Genomic DNA, 15375 nt, shown 5'->3' with positions numbered 1-15375 from the left:
CGAGGTAGTCAGGTGGGGCTTATTCCGAGTGCGGTGTAGACCTCGTTGGACAGGGCGACGCTGCGGGGGTCGGCGTTGGCTTTGGTGGCATCGAAACGGTTCATCACATACGCGTAGCCGATGCGGTGCTCCAGGTCGACGAACCCGAACGAGCCGCCCAGTCCGCCGTGGCCGAAAATCCGCGGGTTGGGTCCGTTGACCCCGCGCTGGTTGAGCATGTAGCCCAGACCCCAGCCATGGTCGGCGACCCGCTTGCCGAGCACCAGATCGACGTCGAAACCACCTTGGGAGACCCGGACCAGGTCCATGTGCTCCCGGCTGAGCAGTTTCTCCTGGGAGAGCGCGTTGTAGAACGTCGCCAGCCCTAGTGCCGACACCTGCCCGTTGGTTCCGGGGAACTCCAGTTGGCGCCACAGTTGCAGGTCGTTGGAGCCGAGTTCGTCGTCGGGGGCGAACCCCATCGACACCGACAGGCCGGCCTTGGGGTGCTCCGCGAGGCTGGTCGGGTAGCCGGGGGCTTGCACGTCGTCGAGCAGGTCTCGCGCATGCGGTTTGTTGATCCGGTCGGCGCAGCGGCGTTGCTCGGTGGGAGATACCCCGATGTGGACGTCGGCGCCCAGCGGTTCCGCGATCTCGGTACGCAGGTATTGGCCGACCGAGCGCCCCGTAACTCGCCGGAACACTTCGCCGAGGATGAATCCGAAGGTGGTCATGTGGTAGCCCTGCGCCGTGCCCGGCTCCCACCAGGGTTCCGCGGCGGCCAGTTGCTCGCACACGAATTCCCAGTCGGCGACCTTCTCCCAGGTCATCCGGTTGCGCGGCCCAATTGCGCCGGACCGGTGGCTCATCACCATCGCCAGCGTGATGGCTTCCTTGCCGGCTTGCCCGAATTCGGGCCAGTACCGGGCCACCGGTTGGTGCAGATCAAGTTCGCCGCGGTCGGCCAGCTGGTGAACGCACGTGGCTGTGAGGGCCTTGGTGCCGGACAGCACGGTGGCCAGAGTGTCCTGGCGCCACGGGCGGGTGCCGGCGCTATCGGCGCAGCCGCCCCAAAGATTGACGACGAGATCTCCGTCCACCCACACGGCGACCGCTGCGCCGACCTCGTTACGCTGGACAAAGTTGCGTTCGAACGCGTCGCGCACCTTAGCGAAGTCCGGCGCGCACGTGCCGCTGATGTCAAAGTCACTCATGGGTGGCTCATGGTGCCTTTCTGTGCGGCAGATGCATGCTCCGAGCGGGCGACGGGAATCGAACCCGCGTCGCTAGTTTGGAAGACTAGGGCTCTACCATTGAGCTACGCCCGCGTGTACTAGTCGAGCGAGACTGTACGTGCCAGCGGACGTCAAATCTAATCGGATCCGTCTTGAGACCTTCTCGTGAGGAATGCCCGAGGCGCGACGCTATGCCTTGGCGGCCTACATCCAATCGCGTGTTCATTCCCGTGTTCGCGTTTGGTTGCGACGTTGGCTGGACGAGCTCCATGATGTCGCGGCGTGTGGATGCCGGTGTTGAGAGCACGATGGCCGTCGCTACTGTGGCATAGATCACAGATTGTTGCGTTGGTGCATCCCGGAGCGTGGCCAATGTCCTCGCTGCTGGTCCATTCGGCGTTATTGGCGGGAGCGGCGGTGCGTCTGGAAAGACCTCCGGCCTGTTCTGCGCCTCGACGACACGGAACAGCCGACGCTTTCGACCCGGTCGAAGAGACCAAGGGCTTACTACGAGGTCGTTGCGGGGCTGTTGCCGCCGGGCCGTAGGATCGCGAGGTCAGCGCGGGGTGTAGCGCAGCTTGGTAGCGCATCCGCTTTGGGAGCGGAAGGCCGCAGGTTCAAATCCTGTCACCCCGACCAGCCGACCGCCAGAACGACACCGAGGAGCACACCCGTGAAGAGCATTGTCGAGCAGCTGAGCCCCACCCGGGTTCGTATCAATGTGGAGGTGCCTTTCGACGAGCTGGAGCCTGATTTTCGTCGGGCCTACAAGGAGCTGGCCAAACGGGTGCGCCTGCCAGGCTTCCGGCCGGGGAAGGCGCCGGCCAAGTTGCTCGAAGCGCGTTTCGGCCGGGAAATGATGCTCGACCAGGTCGTCAACGACGCGCTGCCCGCCCGGTACGGGCAGGCGGTGGCCGAATCGGAAATCCAACCGATCGGCCGCCCCGATATCGACGTCACCAAGAAAGAATATGGTGAGGACCTCGCTTTCACGGTCGAGGTTGACGTCCGCCCCACGCTCGCGCTTCCGGATCTGAGCGCGCTGCAGGTGTCGGTGGACGCAATCGAGGTCACCGACGAGGAGGTCGACGCCGAGCTTGAGGCGCTCCGTGCTCGGTTCGGCACGCTGACCGCGGTAGACCGGCCGGTAGGTGCGGGCGACTTCGTCTCCATCGACCTGTCCGCCACGGTCGACGGAGAGGAGGTGCCGAACGCTGCGGCTGAGGGCCTCTCCCATGAGGTCGGCTCCGGCCGGCTCATCGCCGGACTCGACGACGCACTCCTCGGATTGTCCGTGGAGGAGTCGCGGGTTTTCGGTGCGAAGCTGGCGGCTGGCGAGCACGCGGGGCAGGAAGCGGAGGTCACCGTTACGGTCAAGTCGGTCAAAGAGCGCGAACTGCCGGAGGCCGACGACGAATTCGCGCAGTTGGCGAGTGAGTTCGACACTATCGACGAGTTGCGGGCAAACCTCAGCGACCAGGTGCGCCAGACCAAGCGCGCTCAGCAGGCCGAAGCCGTGCGCAATGCCACGGTGGACGCGCTGCTCGACCGAGTCGAGGTGCCCGTTCCGCAGTCATACGTTCAGGCTCAAGTCGACAGTGTGATGCACAGCGCGCTCAGCGGTCTCGACCACGACGAAGCCCGATTCAACGAGCTGCTTTCCGAGCAAGGTTCGTCGCGCGAGGCGTTCGACGTCGAGGCGCGCAGCGCTTCAGAAAAGGATGTCAAGAGGCAGCTGTTGCTGGATGCTTTGGCCGATGACCTTGAGGTCCAGGTAGGCCAGGATGATCTGACTGAACGTCTGATGACGACGTCGCAGCAGTACGGTGTGGAGCCTCAGCAGCTCTTTTCCTACCTCCAGGAGAACAATCAGCTGCCGACCATGTTCGCTGACGTGCGGCGCGAGCTGGCGGTTAAGGCGGTGGCGGACGCGGCCACGATCACCGATACGAACGGTGACACCATTGATACCAGTGAGCTCTTCGGCAAACGCCAGTCTCCCGAGGGCCAGTCGGCCGACGAGGCCGAGCCGGCAGGCGAGGCTGAGGAGGCCGACCATTCAGGTCCCGCGGCCGACGAGGCCGAGCCGGCAGGCGAGGCTGAGGAGGCCGACCATTCAGGTCCCGTGGCCGACGAGGCCGAGCCGGCAGGCGAGGCTGAGGAGGCCGACCATTCAGGTCCCGTGGCCGACGAGGCCGAGCCGGCAGGCGAGGCTGAGGAGGCCGACCATTCAGGTTCCGTGGCCGACGAGGCCGAGCCGGCAGGCGAGGTTGAGGAGGCCGAGCCGGCGCGGGAGGAGCCCTCGCCGGCCGCATCCGACGACGCGACAACATGACGCTGTGAGCGAACGCGGCGATTTCAGCGGTCCGCGACCGCGAAACAGCCCGGGCGTTTGGCTAGTGTCGGTGGATATGGAAACTCGAGAAAGCAGGTAACCCAGTCGTGACTGACATGCGTTCGACCTCGCAGGGTTTGAGTCTCACGGACTCGGTCTATGAGCGCTTGCTCTCCGAGCGCATCATATTCCTGGGCTCGGAGGTCAATGACGAGATTGCCAACCGGCTGTGTGCACAGATTCTGCTGCTTGCCGCCGAAGACGCCGGCAAGGATATCTCCCTGTACATCAACTCTCCGGGTGGATCGATCAGCGCCGGCATGGCGATCTACGACACCATGGTGCTGGCGCCCTGTGACATCGCCACCTACGCGATGGGCATGGCGGCCTCGATGGGTGAGTTCCTGTTGGCGGCGGGTACCAAAGGCAAGCGCTATGCGCTGCCACACGCTCGCATTCTGATGCATCAGCCGCTGGGCGGGGTGACGGGCAGCGCAGCCGACATCGCCATCCAGGCGGAGCAGTTCACGGTCATCAAGAAAGAGATGTTCCGGCTCAACGCCGAATTCACCGGCCAACCGATCGAGCGCATTGAGGCGGATTCGGATCGTGACCGATGGTTCACCGCTGCCGAAGCCCTGGAATACGGTTTTGTCGACCACATCATCACCCGCGCCCACGTCAACGGAGAAGTGCAGTGAGTACTCAGAACCCTCAGATCCAGCCTCAGGCGCGGTACATCCTGCCGTCGTTCATCGAACACTCCAGCTTTGGAGTCAAGGAATCCAATCCGTACAACAAGCTGTTCGAGGAGCGCATCATCTTCTTGGGTGTCCAGGTCGATGACGCTTCGGCCAACGACATCATGGCGCAGCTGCTGGTGCTGGAGTCGCTAGACCCCGACCGCGACATCACGATGTACATCAACTCGCCGGGTGGCGGGTTCACCTCGCTGATGGCGATCTACGACACCATGCAATACGTGCGGGCCGACATCCAGACCGTGTGCCTGGGACAGGCCGCCTCGGCGGCGGCGGTGTTGCTGGCCGCCGGAACACCGGGTAAGCGGATGGCGCTGCCCAATGCGCGTGTGCTGATACATCAGCCATCGCTCTCGGGCGTCATCCAGGGCCAGTTCTCCGATTTGGAGATCCAGGCCGCCGAGATCGAGCGGATGCGCACCCTGATGGAGTCGACGTTGGCCCGCCACACCGGCAAGGACGCCGAGGTAATCCGCAAGGACACCGACCGCGACAAGATCCTCACCGCCGAAGAAGCCAAGGACTACGGGATCATCGACACCGTCCTGGAGTACCGCAAACTGTCTGCCCAGCCGGCCTGAAGCCCCAGCAGCGACCCCTGTGGGGGCTAGGCGGCGAGTTCGTGGCCGCCGCGGGGGAACCGCCGCCAACCGAGGACGAATGCGCCTGCCAGCATCCCCCCCGCGATGGCCAAGGCGAGCCGGATGCCGCGCATGAAATCTTCGTCGGCGGCGATCACAATTTCGCTCTCTTGCGCGGCTGTTATTCGGTGCCGAGGCCCGATGAATGCCGCATGCGCATGCGGATTGGCGCTGTCAACTATCGTGTCGACGACTATTTCGCGGACGACGGGATCGGGGATTTCGTCGGCCATGTTGCCTGGCAGCGCGGTCGTGAGCCATGCGGCCACGATGGTGCCGAGGAGGGCAACGCCAAAGATTCCGCCCATCGACCGCTGCAGGTTGAGCATTCCGGCGGCCATGCCGGCTCGATGATCGTCAACTTTGGTCATGCCAAGATGCAACAGTGGCGTAGCGCAGCCCCCAGCGCCGGCGCCGAATACTGTCAGCCCAAGCAGCGCCACCGCGGGCGCGTGGCCCATCGCGGTGGCAAATAGCGTCAACCCGACGAGCATCGCCGCCAGACACGCCAACACCGGGCGTCGGGGACCCCATGTATTGACGGCCCGGCCCGCTAGCAGACTCGCCACCCCGAATCCCGCGGGGACCGGCAGCATCATCAATCCCGCGTGCATCGGAGATAAGTCGCGCACATTCTGAAAGTGCTGGGTGATCACCATCAAAGTCCCGAAAAAGCACGACATCACCACGAAGTAGACGATCAGTACCGATCGATACGTCGGCTCGGCGAACAAGTGAAGATCGACAAGTGGGAAAGCGGCGCGGCGTTCGTGTCGAACAAACAGCCACAACAGCACCGCAGCTAGCAGCAGCAGCGACATCACCCACACGGCGGATTCCCGCTCGAACCGGGGGGCCTCGATGATGGTGTATGCGATCACCGCGATGCCGGGTATGAAAGTCAGCTGGCCCACCCAGTCGAGTTGGGTTGGCTCAGGATCCTGGGACTCGTCGACACCGAGCACCGTCAGCACCCACACGATCACGCCGAGCGGAACGTTCACCATGAATACACTGCGCCAACCGAGCGTCTCGACCATCAGCCCGCCCAGAGCGGGGGCACACGCCGCACCAACCATGCCGATGGCCATCCAGTCGGCTATCGCGCGCGCTTTCATGCGCGGATCGGGAAAAGTGTGGCTTAGTAAAGCAAGCGACAGCACTGAGATAAACGCCGCTCCCAAACCCTGGACCACTCGCGCGGCCGTGAAGATTGCGAGGGTAACGGGCAGCACGCAGACCACAGAGCTGGCGACGAAGAGCGTGACTCCGAAGAAGAATCCGCGCCTGCGCCCATAGCGATCGCCCAGCAAGGCGCAGCTCATCAATATCGCCGCCATCCCCAGGCTGTAGCCTGCGACCGCCCACTGAAGTCCTTGCTCGCCGGTGTGGAACACCTTTTGGATGCTGGGCAGCGCGACGTTGACGATGTTGACATCGACGAACACCATGAAGATCCCGAGCCCCATCGCCACCACCGTCAGCCGTTGGCGCGGTGTCATGGCGGTTCGCGAGTCGTCGCGTACCGCGGTAGTCGCACCCCGGTCTTCGCGGTCGGTGAGGGGTAGCGAGTTCTTGTTGTCGGCGACCTCAGCCATATTTGATATTCTCCGATCTCAATTCCGCACTCAATTCCGAGCTCAATTCCAAGCTCAGGTCTTGCTCTCACAGGTGCTAACCCTAGGTAAATCTGCGACGGGGCAATAGAGCGATTTAGGACAGGTTTTTCTTGATGCCGGATCTTTGATTCCGGCGCTCGCGGCGGCGCAGGGAAAGCGCCGGGAAATGATGGACAGGTACCGATCGCGCCGGGCCACGAATTATCAGCTTTCAGGCGGCGCAGTGGCGAGTGCTCGTCCGATCTCTGCGATATCGGCTGGCCGTACGCGGCAGCATCCGCCGACGATGCGCGCGCCCGCAGCGACCCACTCCCGGGCAAGCTGCGCGGACGATCCAGAGAACAGCCGTGGACCCACCCACCGGCGATCCCGGTCGTCCCAATGCTCGCCGCTGTTCGGGTAGACGATCACCGGTTTGGTTATTCGGGCCAGGGAGATGGCCGGCAGCACGGCCTCGGGCGCGCAGCAGTTGACGCCGACGGCGAGGATCTCGGGGATCCCCACGGCCACCGCGAACGCGTCGGTGAGCGGTTGCCCGGCGCGGGTCCGGGTCCCGTCGATCGTGTAGCTGAGCCAGGCCGGCACGCCGAGTTCGTGCACCAGGCTCACGAGGGCTTCGGCTTCGTCGACATCGGGGATGGTTTCCAGCGCTAGCACGTCGGCGCCTGCGCCGGCCAGGACCTCCAACCGCGGTCGGTGCCACCGTTGTAAGGCCGCGCTGCTGAGTCCGTAGCGGCCGCGATATTCGGACCCATCGGCGAGAGCGGCGCCATACGGCCCGATCGAGGCGGCCACCGACAGATCGCCTACCGGGGAATCGACCATCTCTCGCGCGATGTCGCGGGCACGTACCGCGAGTTCCACGCTGCGACGTAGCAGCGTGGCGGCATCGTCGCGACCAATCCCGCGTGCAGCGAAGCCCTCGAACGAAGCCTGGTAGCTGGCGGTCGTGGCGATCGTGGCACCGGCGCGAAAGTACGCGGTATGCACGGCGGTGATCTCGTGTGGTGCGTCGGTCAGCAGCCGGGCCGACCACAACGGGTCGGACAGGTCGTGCCCGCGTGCCTCGAGCTCGGTTGCCAGACCGCCATCGCTGATCAGCACGGAATCGCTGACCAATCCCACAAGAGCACTGTAGGGTTGTCGCTGGGGGCCTGGTAGCCATCGGTCCGCCAGCTGGCGCGCCTCGGACGCATAACGACCGCGACACGCCAAAGACACGGATTGCGCGTCTCCACCGGAGAAGGGGGCCGGCGGACGATATGTTGCAGTCAGACGAGAGGCGTGAATGCCCCGAAATAACTAGGACGCTATTCGGCGCTAACGGTCGCGACAGGCCGTAGCGAGCGGGTAGCGTCGGGGCAGACATGCGGCACACCACGACGAACGGCGAACAGGAAGTAGGCCGAAAGCATCATGGCGCGCATCGGAGACGGCGGTGACCTGCTGAAGTGCTCGTTCTGCGGGAAGAGCCAAAAGCAGGTGAAGAAACTCATTGCGGGTCCCGGTGTCTACATCTGCGATGAGTGCATCGATCTGTGCAACGAGATCATCGAAGAGGAACTCGCCGACGCCGACGATGTGAAACTTGATGAACTGCCAAAACCGGTCGAGATCCGGGAATTCCTGGAGAGCTACGTCATCGGACAGGACACCGCCAAGCGGACGCTGGCCGTCGCGGTCTACAACCACTACAAGCGCATCCAGGCGGGCGAGAAGACCCGCGACACCAGGTGCGAGCCCGTTGAGTTGACCAAGTCCAACATCTTGATGCTCGGGCCTACCGGGTGCGGCAAGACCTACCTGGCCCAGACGCTGGCCAAGATGCTCAATGTGCCCTTTGCCATCGCCGACGCCACCGCGCTCACCGAGGCCGGCTACGTTGGCGAGGACGTCGAGAACATCCTGCTCAAGCTCATCCAGGCCGCTGACTACGACGTCAAGCGCGCGGAGACAGGCATCATCTACATCGATGAGGTCGACAAGATCGCGCGCAAGAGCGAGAACCCGTCGATCACCCGCGATGTTTCCGGTGAGGGCGTTCAGCAGGCGCTGCTGAAAATCCTGGAGGGCACCCAGGCTTCGGTTCCCCCGCAGGGCGGCCGCAAGCACCCGCATCAAGAGTTCATCCAAATCGACACCACCAACGTGTTGTTCATCGTCGCGGGTGCGTTCGCCGGGTTGGAGAAGATCATCTACGAGCGCGTCGGCAAGCGGGGCTTGGGCTTCGGCGCCGAGGTGCGTTCCAAGACCGAGATCGACACCACCGACCACTTCGCCGAAGTGATGCCGGAGGATCTCATCAAGTTCGGTTTGATCCCGGAATTCATTGGCCGGCTACCGGTGGTTGCCTCGGTGACCAACCTCGACAAGGAGTCGCTGGTCAAGATTCTGTCGGAGCCAAAGAACGCCCTGGTCAAGCAGTACACCCGGCTATTTGAAATGGACGGGGTCGAGCTGGAGTTCAGCGACGACGCACTCGAAGCGATTGCCGACCAAGCGATTCACCGCGGCACGGGCGCGCGCGGCCTACGGGCGATCATGGAAGAAGTCCTGCTGCCCGTGATGTACGACATCCCGAGTCGCGATGACGTCGCCAAAGTGGTGGTCACCAAGGAGACCGTGCAGGACAACGTGTTGCCGACGATTGTGCCGCGCAAGCCGTCGCGCTCGGAGCGCCGAGACAAGAGCGCCTAACCCGCGGTGATGCCGACCGCTTTGGGTTGCGATTCGAGCACCCGTAGCGCGTCGCCGTGTCGGCAACCTGTCTGGTGACGCCGTGAGCACCACGTCATCCGGCGCGGTCCGGGTGCCGCGGCGGGTGGTCCACGCCCTGGACCTGGTGAACTTCTCGTTGGCCGACGTTCGCGATGGGTTAGGTCCCTACCTGTCGATCTACCTGCTGGTGACCAGCAACTGGGACCAAGCCTCCATTGGATTTGTCATGGCGGTAGGCGGGATCGCGGCGATCGTGTCGCAGACGCCGATGGGCGCTTTCGTGGATCGTACGAAGGCCAAGCGAGCGCTCGTCGGCACCGGTGCGGTGATAGTCACCGCGAGCGCGTTGGCGATGCCGCTCTTTCCCGACCTGGAATCGATCTCGTTGCTGCAGATCCTCACCGGGATCGCGAGTTCGGTCTTCGCGCCCGCGTTGGCCGCGATCACATTGGGTATCGTCGGCCCGCAGTTTTTCGCCAAACGGATCGGCCGCAACGAATCGTTCAACCACGCGGGTAATGCGGCAGCGGCTGCCGCCACCGGCGGACTGGCCTACTTTTTCGGGCCGGTCGTCGTATTTTGGGTGCTCGCCGGCATGGCGGCGCTGAGTCTGGTGGCCGTGTTGCGGATCCCGTCCGATGCGATCGACCATGATGTGGCACGCGGAATGGACCACGCACCAGGGGAACCGCATCGGCAACCGTCGCGAATCTCGGTGCTGCTGCAGAACCGGAACTTGATGATTTTCGCGGCGGCGGTCGTAGCATTTCACTTCGCCAACGCGGCCATGCTGCCGCTGGTTGGCCAGGTGCTGGCGTTGCAGAACAAGCAGGAGGGTACGGCGTTGATGTCGTCCTGCATTGTCGCGGCGCAGGTCGTGATGGTGCCGGTGGCTTACGCGGTCGGGACCAAGGCCGATGTCTGGGGCCGAAAGCCGATTTTCCTGGTTGCGTTTGCTGTCTTGACTGCGCGCGGGTTCCTCTACACGCTGTCGGATAACTCCTTTTGGCTTGTCGGCGTGCAGCTGCTTGACGGAATTGGCGCTGGAATCTTCGGGGCACTGTTTCCCCTTGTCGTCCAGGATGTCACGCACGGAACCGGCCATTTCAACATCAGCCTCGGAGCGGTCACTACGGCGACGGGCATTGGGGCCGCACTATCGAATCTCGTTTCCGGCTGGGTCGTTGTCGAGGCGGGTTACAACGTTGCGTTTATGTCGCTGGGTGCCCTGGCCGGCGCGGGTTTCCTCCTCTACCTGATCGCGATGCCGGAAACCGCCCCCGGGGCGGTGGTCGCGGGGGGAACCCACGCCGGCGAGGGTCCGCCAACGCGATCGCCAGTCCCGCGTTCGGATCAGGACTCGCTGTAGTAGGGCGACCGCGTGCCGTTGTTCACGGTGCCAGCAGGTTGGGCCTGTCGACTTCGCGCCGGCCGAAGAGGTGTTTACGTCCAGTTGTAGGTGCACTCGGGGGCCAATGTGCCGGTTTGATAAGCCTGGGCGACGGCTTTCCGCTTGATCTTGCCGCTGGTGGTGGTGGGAATGCTGCCACGTTGAACGACGATGATCTCGGCCAGCTGGAGCCCTGTCGCGGCGATGACCTGCAGTCTTAGCCTCTCGGCTTCGGTCTCGTCGAGAGGAATGTCCGATTTGCTCTCCAGCACGACCACCACGCGTTCGCCGATCCCGAAACAAGCGACTTTGATCCGGTGCTGCTTGGACTCTCGGCGAACGATGCACTCGATGTCATAGGGGAACCTGTTCTCCCCATAGATGATGAACACCTCGTCTTGGCGGCCGAGTATGACCAACTCGTCATGCTCCAGGAAGCCGAGGTCGTGGGTGTCGAGGAAGCCTTCGTCGTCTAGCGCGTCCACCTTGTTGCCGTCCACGTAGGCTTTGGCCGCAACGCTGCCGCCGCGTACCTTGATCGTTCCGACCCGTTGGCCCGGTGGTGCGTCGATGCTCACCTCGTAGCCGTCCAACACACGACCGCCGGTGACCACCTCTGCGCCTGAATAGGATTCCGTGCGGAAACCGGTGTCGGGGGCCGACAACGTGACGGCGGCCGTTGACTCGGCTAGGCCGTAGGCCGAACAGAGGGCGGTGGGTTTCAGTCCAAGGTCGCTGAATCCGGCCAGGAATCTGCGCATAACCGCGGCGTTTACCGGCTCGGAAGCGATGAACAGGCGGCGCATGGCGCGCAGGTCGATGCCTGTGAGATCGGCACTGTGCCTGTTGCGGGCATTGATCAGCCACTCCAACGCGAAGTTGGGCATGAAATTGATCGTGGCTCCACAGCTGGTGAGCAGTCGCAGGAATCCCAACGGGTCATACAGGAACCGGTGTGGCGTGGTGAACATCGCGCTCGTTCCGCTGAATAGGGCAACCATAAGGCTGGCCACCAGCCCCATGTCGTGGTGCAGCGGTAGCCAGCTCGCCATGACATCATCGGGCTGCAATTCCATGCCTCGGGCCATCGCGTCCATATTGGACAGCAGGTTGCGATAGGTGACGACCACTCCGCGCGGTGCGGCGGTGCTCCCCGAGGTGTACTGGACGTAGGCGTCATCGTCGAGGGTGCACTGCGGCCAGTCGGCGGTGCCGGTGCGGGCGAGTTGTCGGGCCGCGGCGCGGCCAAACTCCTCGTCGCGAGCTTCGGCCAGGGAGGAAAATGTGCTGATCTGGCACCCGGTGGTGGTGGTATGGACTTCGTCTTGTTCGGCTGGGCGACAGATCAGCATCCGATGGTGGCTGAGCAGCGGCGTGAGCCGGCTGAGGAATTGCTCGCTGGTCTTGAGCGCCTCGCGTGCGGGGATGGGTACCGGTACAGCGCCGTGAAGCATCAGTCCGAAGAAACAGGACAGGAATTCCACATCGGTGCGGACGGTGATCAGTACGGGTTCGCCGCGCTCGACGCCACGATGGCGAAGCGCTGGGACGCGCGCCGCAGCTCGCGCGATGAGCTCGTGGTAGCTGAGGACCTGGGTGTCCTCGCCGGCGATCGTCAGCGTGCGGTCCGTGCATCCCGCTATCTGCTGCCACGCGGCCGCTGGTGAGAGCAAGGCCGCGGTCATGCCCAGAAATCTTCCAGTACCGATGGGTTGGCAAAGAACTCACTGAAGCGGGTGACACGACCGTCGGCGATGGTAAACAGGATCGCCACGCGTTCGTCGAGGACCTTGCCGTTCCGGCTGGCCGCTGACCGGTCCACGGCGATGACCTGGCCGTCCGCGTTGGTGAAGGCTTCTTCGAGTGTGACCGTCAGGGTGTCATCGCAGGCCGCTTTGGTGGCGCTCAGGCGGGCCAATACCTGGTCTCGGCCGCGGAGCACTCCGGCCAGAGCGTGCTTGCCCGGGGCGATGTGCTCCACATCGGGGGCAAAGCATCGCGCCAACTCGGATAGATCACCGCGGCTGAACGCGGCGTACGTTCTCCGGACCAGGTCGATGTTCGCGGCGTCGCTCATTGTGCCCCTTTCGCTAGTGTCTTCGGCGCATCGGTATGCGGGAACCAACGCGCGACTTTCGTGTAGACATCGCCCACGGTCTTGATGCTTTGTGCGTCGCGAAACGAAATGGCGATGTCGAATCTGTCCTCGAGCTCGGTGATCAGCTGGAACAGTTTGAGGGAATCGAAGCCCAGGTCATCAACCAGGACCTGGTTGGCGGTGATGCCGCGCTCGGTCTTCAATATTCGCTGGATGGTGGTGTTGATGATGTCGTTCATAGCGTGGCTCCTTGGGGGATCAAGTCCTCGGCCAGGTCGGCGAACACGTCCAATGCCCGGTCCAGGTCGCGTTGTTGGTGCTCAGCGATATAGCTAGTGCGGAAGCCGGACCGCTCCTCCGGTACGGCCGGGGGAGCGACCGGGTTGACGTAGACCCCCGAGCGCATGAGGCGCAGGTAGCCCGCGTGCGCGAGGGTGGGATTGCCCAAGACGACCGGCACGATCGGTGTGCCGTGGTACTCGGCCTGGTAACCCAGCCGGGCCATGCCGGTGGCTGCGTAGCTCGCGGAGGCGAGCACTCGCGTGCGGCGGTCGGGTTCGCGCAGGCTGACATGTAGTGCAGCATGCGTTGCGGCGACGGCGGCCGGCGGCAGGCTGGCAGAGAAGACGTGGCCTGCCCCGTTGTGGCGGATGTAGTCGATGACCGGCCGCTCGCCGGCGATGAACCCGCCGATGGAGGCAAAGGACTTGCTGAACGTGCCCATGACCAGATCCACGCTCGATAAGACACCCAGGGCGCCTGCTGCGCCGTTCCCGTTGGGGCCCAGCACCCCCATTGCGTGGGACTCGTCCACATACACCCGGCATCCATGCCGGGCGGCTAGCTCGGTGATGGTAGCTAGGTCAGCGATGGTGCCTTCCATGCTGAACACCGCGTCCACGACGATGATCCGGCGGCGCCCCTCGGTGCGCGTCAGCACCCGCGCCAGGTGGTCCATGTCGTTGTGGCGGTACACGGTGAAGTCGGCGCCGGACAATCTCGCGGCGTCGAACAGGCTGCGGTGGTTGAGCGCGTCTTGAATGATCATGTCGCCGGATTCGCACAGCGCACTGATTGCGGCCAGGTTGCTCTGGTAGCCGGTGGAACACACCACGGCGGCCGGTTTGCTCAAGAAGGCGGCGAGTTCTTCCTCGAGCGCTACGTGGAGGTCGAGGGTGCCGTTGAGCAGCGGCGACCCGGAGCATCCGGTGCCGTATCGCCTGGTTGCGTCGGTCGAGGCCGCTACGACCTCCGGGTGAGTAGCCAGGCCCAGATAGGAGTTGGTGCCGAGCAAGACAATCTCGCCCAACTGCGCCACGGGAATCGTGGATCGCTGCGGCCCGGTGAACTGCGGATAGAAGCCGTAAACTCCCCCGAGCTTCAGCCCGGTGTACTTGTGCTGGCGATCGATCTTGCGAAAGATATCGTGTTCGGATAACCCGTCCTGGTCCAGGCGTATGCGCTCTTCCCAGCGGCAGAATTGTTCCGACATCTCCTTCGGTAAAGATGGACGTTGGATATTATGCATCATCATTCGGGCCAGCGTTGTCGTGTGCACCGGATCCGTGCGGTGCCGCAGGAAATAGATGGTCGGTATTACTAGGGCACCGGGAATACTAAGCTTCGGGAAATAGGTCGTGACACCCATTTCCATCCGTCGTTTTCCCAGGGTAATAGCGTGGTTTAGGCTGAGCACCAGCGCCGCTCGGTACAGATTCGCCTGCCGGTAATGCTCGAAAGTAGGGTCGACGCCCCACTCGAGAACCACGTAATTCTCATCTGTGTCCCACATGTTCAAGATGAACGCCACCGGTGTGCCGTGGTAGCGGAACAAGAAAAGTTTGCTGCGCCCGCGCATGTGTCGAGAACAGGCCGCGAAAAACTCAGGGTTGAGGTCCTCGCGTTGGTAGTCCTTGGCGACTCTCATCACGTTTCGCCATAGTCGGGCCAGCACGGCTGCGTGCTCGGCATACTCGTCGAGTTCCTCGAGCTCGATGCCGAACCGTTCGTGGAATCGCAATGAATTGGCCAACTGGTTGCGTTTCTTGTGACGCATGCTGCCCAGCGCGTCGTGCAGGCAGGGCCAGGTGATGTTCGTGGTGACTCGGGAAAAGCCTAGCGCGGGAAGGAATCCGAACGGGCGCAGGATGTCGAGGTAGCGGTGATAGTGTTCTGGTTCGACGTCGCGGATCATCAGGAAATCCGATTCGTCTGCTTGCGCCAACTGGACCATCTGGTCGGCTACCACGGGCAGTACCCGCTCCAAGCTTGTGTCGGACCGCAGCGCTAGCGGGTTGCCAGTCATAGTGAGCATTCCGCACTCCAGGAAGCGAAATTTCATAAACCCCGGGAACCAGCGTTTGATCGTAGTTCGCCAGTCTGGAGTGAGTTTGCGATCCGTGGTGGCAAGATCAAAATTAACGCTATAGATATTTGCCCGCCCCAGCGCCTCCCCGTCGACCGAATCGACCATTACGTAATAGTGATTCATGTCGTTGATTCTCGACTCTTCGGCAGGGCTTAGACAGTCGTAACTCAAGCCGGTCGGCATCGGGCCGCCCGGCAGGTTCCAGCTGTCCGGAGCAAAGTCCCGTAGGCT

Annotated in this window: 11 protein-coding genes, 2 tRNA genes and 1 pseudogene; 6 read left to right on the top strand and 8 right to left on the bottom strand. The window is 63.3% G+C overall.

Annotation, left to right across the window (positions count from 1 at the left end; genetic code table 11):
• Positions 1-8: 8 nt before the first annotated feature.
• Positions 9-1193 (bottom strand): serine hydrolase domain-containing protein, encoded by a 1185-nt coding sequence (locus F6B93_RS15590; RefSeq protein WP_211695879.1) that lies wholly within the window; start codon positions 1191-1193, stop codon positions 9-11.
• A gap of 43 nt (positions 1194-1236) precedes the next feature.
• Positions 1237-1307, bottom strand: a tRNA-Gly gene (locus tag F6B93_RS15585).
• A 469-nt stretch (positions 1308-1776) separates the two neighbouring features.
• On the opposite strand from F6B93_RS15585, the gene F6B93_RS15580 reads away from it, so the two are divergent.
• The 4 genes and pseudogenes from F6B93_RS15580 to clpP2 all read left to right on the top strand — a co-directional run bounded on the left by F6B93_RS15580 (position 1777) and on the right by clpP2 (position 4891).
• Positions 1777-1853 (top strand) — tRNA-Pro (locus tag F6B93_RS15580).
• A gap of 34 nt (positions 1854-1887) precedes the next feature.
• A pseudogene (tig, locus tag F6B93_RS15575) lies at positions 1888-3255 on the top strand (trigger factor); the annotation flags it as partial.
• Positions 3256-3665: 410 nt separating this feature from the next.
• A complete protein-coding gene (gene clpP1, locus F6B93_RS15570; protein WP_211699536.1) occupies positions 3666-4250 on the top strand; it encodes an ATP-dependent CLP protease proteolytic subunit ClpP1 in 585 nt (194 codons plus the stop codon).
• Positions 4247-4891, top strand: coding sequence for an ATP-dependent CLP protease proteolytic subunit ClpP2 (clpP2, locus tag F6B93_RS15565; RefSeq protein WP_211695878.1), 645 nt, complete (start codon positions 4247-4249; stop codon positions 4889-4891). Before clpP1 ends, clpP2 begins: the two co-directional genes overlap by 4 nt.
• A gap of 26 nt (positions 4892-4917) precedes the next feature.
• On the opposite strand, the gene F6B93_RS15560 is transcribed toward clpP2, so the two are convergent.
• Together F6B93_RS15560 and mmuM are read right to left on the bottom strand one after the other, a co-directional pair.
• Positions 4918-6453: an MFS transporter gene (locus tag F6B93_RS15560; RefSeq protein ID WP_211699535.1), complete on the bottom strand. Its 1536-nt coding sequence runs from the start codon at positions 6451-6453 to the stop codon at positions 4918-4920.
• A gap of 321 nt (positions 6454-6774) precedes the next feature.
• Positions 6775-7695, bottom strand: a complete 921-nt coding sequence (gene mmuM / locus F6B93_RS15555) for a homocysteine S-methyltransferase (protein WP_211695877.1) — start codon at positions 7693-7695, stop codon at positions 6775-6777.
• Positions 7696-7986: 291 nt separating this feature from the next.
• Here mmuM and clpX point away from each other — a divergent pair, with 291 nt between their 5' ends.
• Both clpX and F6B93_RS15545 read left to right on the top strand, forming a co-directional pair.
• Positions 7987-9267: an ATP-dependent Clp protease ATP-binding subunit ClpX gene (gene clpX, locus F6B93_RS15550; RefSeq protein ID WP_211695876.1), complete on the top strand. Its 1281-nt coding sequence runs from the start codon at positions 7987-7989 to the stop codon at positions 9265-9267.
• Positions 9268-9349: 82 nt separating this feature from the next.
• Complete coding sequence (locus tag F6B93_RS15545; RefSeq protein WP_425518460.1) at positions 9350-10657, top strand: MFS transporter; 1308 nt, start codon at positions 9350-9352, stop codon at positions 10655-10657.
• Positions 10658-10731: 74 nt separating this feature from the next.
• Here the strand turns inward: F6B93_RS15545 and F6B93_RS15540 are convergent, their stop codons facing one another.
• Genes F6B93_RS15540 through F6B93_RS15525 form a run of 4 tightly spaced genes read right to left on the bottom strand, consistent with a single transcriptional unit; the run spans position 10732 to position 15327 of the window.
• The gene (locus F6B93_RS15540) at positions 10732-12363 is read right to left on the bottom strand and encodes an AMP-binding protein (RefSeq protein ID WP_211695875.1); all 1632 of its coding nucleotides are present in this window, start codon (positions 12361-12363) and stop codon (positions 10732-10734) included.
• Positions 12360-12755: a nuclear transport factor 2 family protein gene (locus tag F6B93_RS15535; protein WP_211695874.1), complete on the bottom strand. Its 396-nt coding sequence runs from the start codon at positions 12753-12755 to the stop codon at positions 12360-12362. Before F6B93_RS15535 ends, F6B93_RS15540 begins: the two co-directional genes overlap by 4 nt.
• Positions 12752-13015: an acyl carrier protein gene (locus F6B93_RS15530; RefSeq protein WP_211695873.1), complete on the bottom strand. Its 264-nt coding sequence runs from the start codon at positions 13013-13015 to the stop codon at positions 12752-12754. The genes F6B93_RS15535 and F6B93_RS15530 overlap by 4 nt, the downstream gene beginning before the upstream one ends.
• Positions 13012-15327 (bottom strand): 8-amino-7-oxononanoate synthase family protein, encoded by a 2316-nt coding sequence (locus F6B93_RS15525; RefSeq protein WP_211695872.1) that lies wholly within the window; start codon positions 15325-15327, stop codon positions 13012-13014. Before F6B93_RS15525 ends, F6B93_RS15530 begins: the two co-directional genes overlap by 4 nt.
• Positions 15328-15375 lie beyond the last annotated feature (48 nt).

This window comes from Mycobacterium spongiae, from assembly GCF_018278905.1.
Taxonomy (GTDB): domain Bacteria; phylum Actinomycetota; class Actinomycetes; order Mycobacteriales; family Mycobacteriaceae; genus Mycobacterium; species Mycobacterium spongiae.
This window is presented reverse-complemented; position numbering and strand designations above follow the sequence as displayed.

Coding starts and splice junctions, on each gene's coding strand:
- F6B93_RS15525 (WP_211695872.1), bottom strand. CDS start 15,327: ATGCCGACCGGCTTGAGTTACGACTGTCTAAGCCCTGCCGAAGAGTCG.
- F6B93_RS15530 (WP_211695873.1), bottom strand. CDS start 13,015: ATGAACGACATCATCAACACCACCATCCAGCGAATATTGAAGACCGAG.
- F6B93_RS15540 (WP_211695875.1), bottom strand. CDS start 12,363: ATGACCGCGGCCTTGCTCTCACCAGCGGCCGCGTGGCAGCAGATAGCG.
- F6B93_RS15560 (WP_211699535.1), bottom strand. CDS start 6,453: ATGACACCGCGCCAACGGCTGACGGTGGTGGCGATGGGGCTCGGGATC.
- clpP1 (WP_211699536.1), top strand. CDS start 3,666: ATGCGTTCGACCTCGCAGGGTTTGAGTCTCACGGACTCGGTCTATGAG.
- F6B93_RS15535 (WP_211695874.1), bottom strand. CDS start 12,755: ATGAGCGACGCCGCGAACATCGACCTGGTCCGGAGAACGTACGCCGCG.
- F6B93_RS15590 (WP_211695879.1), bottom strand. CDS start 1,193: ATGAGTGACTTTGACATCAGCGGCACGTGCGCGCCGGACTTCGCTAAG.
- clpX (WP_211695876.1), top strand. CDS start 7,987: ATGGCGCGCATCGGAGACGGCGGTGACCTGCTGAAGTGCTCGTTCTGC.